This window comes from Puerhibacterium sp. TATVAM-FAB25, assembly GCF_046535855.1.
Taxonomy (GTDB): domain Bacteria; phylum Actinomycetota; class Actinomycetes; order Actinomycetales; family Cellulomonadaceae; genus Puerhibacterium; species Puerhibacterium variabilis_A.
Genome location: NZ_JAXUAK010000031.1, coordinates 1 through 6170, shown reverse-complemented (window position 1 = coordinate 6170; position 6170 = coordinate 1). Strand labels below are relative to the sequence as shown.

Below are 6170 nucleotides of genomic sequence, written 5' to 3'. Positions count from 1 at the left end.
CCCCCCCCCCCCCCCCCCCCCCCCTTGTACAACCCGACGCCGGCATACGCTATCGGATCTGGCGTGACTGTTTTTCCGAGGGGTGCTCTTCCGCTGGGGGCCGCCGGCGGCACGCGGGCCCTTGTCGCCGCGCGGCGCCGCGCCGTCGTCGTCGCGCCGCTGCCCGCGTCCGCGCGAGCTGTTGGCCGTGCGGCCGCGCACGATGCCGACCATCTCCTCCACGAGGTCCGTGGTGCGGTCGGTGACCCACACGAGGCCCACCGGCGCCGTCGGGCCGCCCTCGAGCACGCGGTGGGTGACGTCCTTGCGGTGGTGCAGGCGCGCCAGCGACATCGGCACGACGGTGACGCCGGCGCCCGCGGCGACCCAGGCGATGGCCTCCTCGGCCGTCGCGGGCCGCTCCGGCTCGGCGCCGGGGTCCACCTCGCCGTCCGGGCCGTAGGCCACGGGCGCGCGCCCCGGCCGCGCCTCGTCCGCCGCGTAGAGCACGTCGTCGTGGGCGAGCCACAGCACGTCGTCGGCGAGGTCCGCGGCCGCGACGGTCTCCTCCTCGGTGGTGGCCGCGAGCAGGTGGTCGCGGGAGACCACGACGACCGGCAGCTCCTCGTAGAGCGCGATCGCGCTGAAGACGCTCTTGTCCACCGGCAGGCGGGCGAGCGCGGCGTCCGCGCGGTCGTCGAGCAGGGCGGCGGCGGCGTCGGCGGCGGGCACCTGGACGAGCTCGAGCGGCTCGTCGGGGAGGCGCTCGCGCCACGTGCGGGCCCACTTGCCCGGCGTGGCGCCCGGCACGTACGCGAGGCGGAAGGTCACGCGCCCAGGCTACGGGCGCCGTCGGCCCGCCGCGGCCCCGTACCCTTGGACCCATGGCCACCCCCTTCTCGCAGCAGGTCCTCAAGCCGTCCAACGCCGCCAAGCGGCTGGGCGTCTACCTGCCCGCCACTCCCCCGGAGTTCCAGGAGAAGGGCGTGACCCGCGCCGAGCTGGAGGAGCTCGAGAAGAACCCGCCGGAGTGGCTCACCGAGCTGCGCCGCAACGGCCCGCACCCGCGCCCCGTGGTGGCCGGGCGCCTGGGCGTGTCCATCGCCGGCCTGGCCCGCGGCGGCATCACCGAGCCGCTGACCACCGAGCAGATCGACGAGCTGCGCGCCGACCCGCCCGCCTGGCTGGAGCACGAGCGCACGGTGGCCGCCACGGTGCGCGAGGAGGAGGAGCGCCTCGCGGCCCGCGCCGCGGCCGAGCGCGAGAAGGCCGCCCGGAAGTCTGCGAAGCGCGACTGACGTGCCGGGCACGAGCGACCGCACCACCGACGACGGCACGCCGGGGACCACCGCGAGCACGGCGGGCTCGGCGAGCACCGCGGGCGCCGGGGCCGGCGACGACGTGGCCGGCGCGCGCCTGGCGGAGGCGCTCGCGGGCCTGACCCCGTGGCCGGAGGACGGCTCGCGCGCCGACGGCCCCGTCGCCGTCGACGCCACCGACCGCCTGCTGCTCGACGAGGCGCGTCCCCTGCTCGCCGGCGCCCGGCCGGGCGACGTCGTCGTCCTCGGCGACCGGTTCGGCGCGCTGACCCTGGGCGCCCTGGCGCTCGGCGCCCCGGACGTGCGGGTCCACACCGACGCCGTGACCGCCGAGGCCGCGGTACGCCACCACGTCGACCTCGCCGGGGAGAGCGCCCGCGTCGCCGTGCACGCCGGGCTCGGCCCCGACGTCGTGCGCGGCGCCCGGGTGGTGCTGCTGCAGCTGCCGTCGGCGCTGGCCGAGCTGCAGGAGGTCGCCGAGCAGGTGGCGCGGGCCGCGGCCGACGACGTGGTGCTCCTCGCGGGCGGCCGGGTCAAGCACATGACCCGCGCCATGAACGACGTGCTCGCCGCGGAGCTGGGCGAGGTGCGCGCCACGCTCGCGCGGCAGAAGTCGCGCGTGCTCGTGGCGTCCGGGGTGCGCCCCGAGCGGCGGGACGCCCCGCCGGCGTTCCCCACGACCGCCACGCTGGCCGACCCCGCGCTGCGGGCGGCGGCCGGCACGGCGGGCGTCGCCGTCGCCGCGCACGGCGGCACGTTCGCGGGCGCCGCCCTCGACCACGGCACGCGCTTCCTGCTCAGCACGGCCGACCGCTGGCCCGCCGACGTGGCCGACGCCGTCGACCTGGGCTGCGGCACCGGGCTGGTCGCCGCCGTGCTCGCGCTGCGGTCGCCGGGGGCACGCGTGGTGGCGACGGACCGCTCGGCGGCGGCCGTCGCCTCCGCCCGCGCGACGGCGCGCGCCAACGGCGTCGCCGACCGGGTCGTCGTCGTGCGCGACGACGCCGGCGAGGGGCTGGCGGACGCGAGCGCCGACCTGGTGGTGCTCAACCCGCCGTTCCACGACCGCGCGGCGGTGCGCACGGACGCCGCGCACCGCATGTTCGCCACGGCGGGGCGGGTGCTGCGGCCCGGCGGTGAGCTGTGGACGGTGTTCAACACCCCGCTGCGCTACCGCGCGGCGCTCGCCCGCGCCGTCGGGCCGACCGAGCACGTGGCGCAGGAACCGCGGTTCACGGTGACCCGCAGCGTCCGCGGCTGACGCCCCGCCGCCCCGCTCTCCCCTCCCGGGCGCCCGCTCCCCCACCCTCGTCACGTGTCAGTACGAGCGCACGCCATGGCCTGCGCTCGTACTGACACGACGCGGGGGCGGGTCGGCGAGGGCGCGCCCACACCTTGACAGGCAAGTCGCCGCTTGCCTAACGTCGGCGGCATGACGGAGCGCGAGGACGGCACCGACGCCGCGGGCGCGGGCGCGGACGCCGCCGCGGGCACCGACGCCGACCAGCCCGAGGTGTTCAGGGCGCTCGCCGACGGGACCCGGCGGGCGATCCTCGACGAGCTCGTCGCGCGCGACGGCCAGACGCTGTTCGAGCTCTGCGCCCGGCTGACCACCAACCGCGGGCTGGTCTCGTCGCGCCAGGCCGTCTCCCAGCACCTCGACGTGCTGGAGCGCGCCGGGCTGGTGCGCACGCACCGGCAGGGCCGCTACAAGCTGCACGACGTCGACACCCGGCCGCTCGCGCAGATCGCTCGGCGCTGGCCGGTGCCCGACGGCGCCCCCCGCACCCCCGACACCAGCACCCCTGACACCCCCAACCCCGACACCGAGGACGAGCCATGAGGATCCACCTGAGCAGCATCCTGGTCGACGATCAGCGCAAGGCCCTCGCGTTCTACACCGACGTGCTGGGCTTCGTGCCCAAGCACGACGTCCCGCTCGGCGAGCACGCGTGGCTCACCGTGGTCTCCCCCGAGGACCCGGACGGCGTCCAGCTCGTCCTGGAGCCGGACGAGCACCCGGCGGTGCGGCCCTTCAAGGAGGCGCTGGTGGCCGACGGCATCCCGTTCACCTCGTTCGCCGTGGCGGACGTCGCGGCCGAGCACGAGCGGCTCACCGGGCTCGGCGTGAAGTTCACGCAGCCGCCCACGCCGATGGGCCCGGCGATCACCGCGGTCTTCGACGACACCTGCGGCAACCTCATCCAGATCGAGCAGATGGCGTAGCCCGGCGGACGACGACGGCGCCGGCGGACCCCAGGGTCCGCCGGCGCCGTCGTCGTGCGAGGGGATCAGCGCACGCCGACGACGTCCACCACGAAGACGAGCGTGTCGCCGCCGCCGATGCCGGCCTGCGGCACGCCCCGCATGCCGTAGCCGTGCTCCGGCGGGATCGACAGCAGCACGCGCGAGCCGACGTTCTTGCCCACGAGGCCCTTGTCCCAGCCGCCGATGACGGCGCCGACGCCGATCGGGAAGTCGATGGGCGCGCCGCGGTCGTAGGAGTTGTCGAAGACGTGACCGCCCCACGTCTGGCCGAGGTAGTTGACGACGATCGTGCGGCCGGACTCGACGACCGGGCCGGTGCCCTCCTCGAGCACCTGTACCTGCAGGCCGGACGGCGCGCCGCCCTCGGGGAACGTGATGGCCGGCTTGTCGCCGAAGCTGCCGGAGGCGGTGGGGAGCGTGGTCACGAGGGATACCTCATCTCAGGGGCGGTCTCAGGACGGCGTCGGACGCCGCCGGCGGGGGCGGCGTCCGGGCCCCGACCAGCCTACGGGGCGGGCTCGGCCGGGGCCCGGCCGCCGGCCGCCGCCACGGCCACGAGCGCCTCCAGCGCGGTGCGCGCGGCGGGCGTGGCCGCGACCGACTCGCGCACCACCGCGTGGATCGAGCGCACCGGCGTGGGCCGGACCACCGGCACCGCCACGGTGCCCGGCGGCAGGTGGAGCGCCCCGAGCGCGGGCAGCACCGTGATGCCGATCCCGGCGCGCACGAACGCGACCGCCGTCGGGTAGTCGTGCGCCTCGACGTGGAAGGTGGGGCTGAAGCCGGCGGCGGTGCACGCCTCGAGAAGGTTGCGCCGGCACCAGCCGCGGGCGAAGTCGTTGTCGACCCACCGCTCGCCGACGAGCTCGGCCAGCCCCACCTCCGCCCGCCCGGCGAGCGGGTGCGCCGCGGGCAGCACCACGACGTACGGGTCGTCGAGCAGGTGGCGCGCGCGGAAGCCCGGCCCGGGCGCGAAGTCGGGCTGCGCCACGACGACCTGCAGGTCCGGCCGCTCGTCGGGGTCGTCCGCGACGTCCTCCCGCAGCTCGAGGTCGAGGCGCACGCCCGGCAGCCGGGCGGTCAGCCGGTGCACGACCTCCGGCAGCCACGCGGCCCCGACCGACGCGAAGTAGGCGACCGACAGCGTCCCGGTGCGTCCCGCCCGCAGGTCCCCGACGACGGCCTCGGCCTCGCCGAGGCGCGCGAGCACGCCGTCGGCCTCGGCGGCGAGCGCGCGCCCGGCCGCGGTGGGCCGCACGCCCCGGCCCGCCCGCTCGAGCAGGACCAGGCCCGTCTCGCGCTGGAGCGCCGCGACGTGCTGGCTGACCGCCGACGGCGTGTAGCCGAGCGTCGCGGCGGCCGCGGCGACGGACCCGCTCGCGACGACGGAGCGGAAGATGCGCAGACGGTGCACGTCGAGCATGCCTCGACCGTACAGCCAGGCTGAATCGAGCGGTAGAGACCTGAACTGGTGCTTCATGGTGATGGCAGGCGAGGATCGACGCATGACGACGATGCACCCCGACCCGGCAGCCGCGCCGGGGTCCGCTGCACCCAGGTCCGCCGCACCCGGCGCCGCGCCGGCCCCGACGGCCGCGCAGGACGCCCCGGCGCCCGGGACGCCGGGGCGCGGCTGGCTCACGTGGGCGGCCCTCGGCGTGACGGTGGTGCTGTGGGCGTCGGCGTTCGTCGGCATCCGGGCCGCCGCGCACGACTTCTCGGCCGGCGGGCTGACGCTCGGCCGGATCGCCGTCGGGACCCTCGCGCTGACCCTCGTGGTGGCCGTGGTGCGGGGCGGCCGGCGCAAGGCCGCGCACCCTGACCGGCTCCCGGGCCGGCCCGCCGGCCGGCTCCCCCGCGGCCGGACCCTGGCCCTCGTGGCCGCGTGGGGCGTGGCCTGGTTCGGCGTGTACAACGTCGCGCTCAACGCGGCGGAGCAGCACCTCGACGCCGGGACCGCCGCCCTGCTGGTGAACATCGCGCCGATGCTCGTCGCGGTGCTGGCCGGCCTGCTGCTCGGCGAGGGCTTCCTGCGGCGGCTGATGGCCGGGGTCGCGGTGGCGTTCACCGGGGTCGCGGTCATCGCGGCGGCGACGTCGGACGGCCGGTTCGACGCCGTCGGGGTCGTCCTGGGGCTCGTCGCCGCCCTCGTCTACGCCGGCGCCGCCGTGCTGCAGAAGCACCTGCTGCCGCGCGTCGACGCCCTGACGATGACCTGGCTCGGCTGCCTCGCCGGCACCGTCGCCTGCCTGCCGTTCCTGCCGGCGCTGGTGCGCGAGGCCGCCGCGGCCCCGGCGTCGTCCGTGGGCGCCGTCGTCTACCTCGGCGTGTTCCCCACCGCGATCGCGTTCCTCACGTGGGGCTACGCGCTGGCCCGCTCGAGCGCGGGCCGCACCGCCGCGACGACGTACGCCGTCCCGCCGCTCGTCGTCGCGATGTCGTGGCTGCTGCTGGACGAGGTGCCGCCCGCGGCGGCGCTGGCCGGCGGCGTCCTCGCGCTCGCCGGCGTGGCGGTGGCGACGCTGCGGCGCCGCCCCGCCCGCACCGAGCGCCGGGTCGGGCGCCGCGCCGAGCCCCGGGTCGGCGCCGGCCGGGCCCGCTAGC

At 77.6% G+C, this 6170-nt stretch carries 8 protein-coding genes; 5 read left to right on the top strand and 3 right to left on the bottom strand.

Annotation, left to right across the window (positions count from 1 at the left end):
* Positions 1-810: LysR family transcriptional regulator substrate-binding protein (locus U5M74_RS16135; RefSeq protein WP_410909939.1), on the bottom strand; the 810-nt coding region annotated here is incomplete at its 3' end.
* A 53-nt stretch (positions 811-863) separates the two neighbouring features.
* Here U5M74_RS16135 and U5M74_RS16130 point away from each other — a divergent pair.
* From U5M74_RS16130 to U5M74_RS16115, 4 genes are all read left to right on the top strand, one after another.
* Complete coding sequence (locus U5M74_RS16130) at positions 864-1277, top strand: DUF5997 family protein (protein WP_410909938.1); 414 nt, start codon at positions 864-866, stop codon at positions 1275-1277.
* Between the two features lie 118 nt (positions 1278-1395).
* Positions 1396-2559: a class I SAM-dependent methyltransferase gene (locus U5M74_RS16125; RefSeq protein ID WP_410909940.1), complete on the top strand. Its 1164-nt coding sequence runs from the start codon at positions 1396-1398 to the stop codon at positions 2557-2559.
* 171 nt (positions 2560-2730) lie between these two features.
* Positions 2731-3141: an ArsR/SmtB family transcription factor gene (locus U5M74_RS16120; protein WP_410909937.1), complete on the top strand. Its 411-nt coding sequence runs from the start codon at positions 2731-2733 to the stop codon at positions 3139-3141.
* The gene (locus U5M74_RS16115) at positions 3138-3524 is read left to right on the top strand and encodes a VOC family protein (protein WP_410909936.1); all 387 of its coding nucleotides are present in this window, start codon (positions 3138-3140) and stop codon (positions 3522-3524) included. The genes U5M74_RS16120 and U5M74_RS16115 overlap by 4 nt, the downstream gene beginning before the upstream one ends.
* A gap of 65 nt (positions 3525-3589) precedes the next feature.
* On the opposite strand, the gene U5M74_RS16110 is transcribed toward U5M74_RS16115, so the two are convergent.
* Together U5M74_RS16110 and U5M74_RS16105 are read right to left on the bottom strand one after the other, a co-directional pair.
* Positions 3590-3991, bottom strand: a complete 402-nt coding sequence (locus U5M74_RS16110) for an FKBP-type peptidyl-prolyl cis-trans isomerase (protein ID WP_410909935.1) — start codon at positions 3989-3991, stop codon at positions 3590-3592.
* Positions 3992-4071: 80 nt separating this feature from the next.
* The gene (locus tag U5M74_RS16105) at positions 4072-4989 is read right to left on the bottom strand and encodes a LysR family transcriptional regulator (RefSeq protein ID WP_410909934.1); all 918 of its coding nucleotides are present in this window, start codon (positions 4987-4989) and stop codon (positions 4072-4074) included.
* Between the two features lie 82 nt (positions 4990-5071).
* Between U5M74_RS16105 and U5M74_RS16100 the strand changes: the two genes are divergently transcribed.
* Positions 5072-6169 carry a DMT family transporter gene (locus tag U5M74_RS16100; protein WP_410909933.1) on the top strand — a complete coding sequence of 366 codons (1098 nt, stop codon included), beginning with the start codon at positions 5072-5074 and terminating at the stop codon, positions 6167-6169.
* Position 6170 lies beyond the last annotated feature (1 nt).

What these genes read in the sequence shown, in the direction of transcription:
- U5M74_RS16130 (WP_410909938.1), top strand. Translation starts at nt 864, where the DNA reads ATGGCCACCCCCTTCTCGCAGCAGGTCCTCAAGCCGTCCAACGCCGCC.
- U5M74_RS16120 (WP_410909937.1), top strand. Translation starts at nt 2,731, where the DNA reads ATGACGGAGCGCGAGGACGGCACCGACGCCGCGGGCGCGGGCGCGGAC.
- U5M74_RS16115 (WP_410909936.1), top strand. Translation starts at nt 3,138, where the DNA reads ATGAGGATCCACCTGAGCAGCATCCTGGTCGACGATCAGCGCAAGGCC.
- U5M74_RS16105 (WP_410909934.1), bottom strand. Translation starts at nt 4,989, where the DNA reads ATGCTCGACGTGCACCGTCTGCGCATCTTCCGCTCCGTCGTCGCGAGC.
- U5M74_RS16100 (WP_410909933.1), top strand. Translation starts at nt 5,072, where the DNA reads ATGACGACGATGCACCCCGACCCGGCAGCCGCGCCGGGGTCCGCTGCA.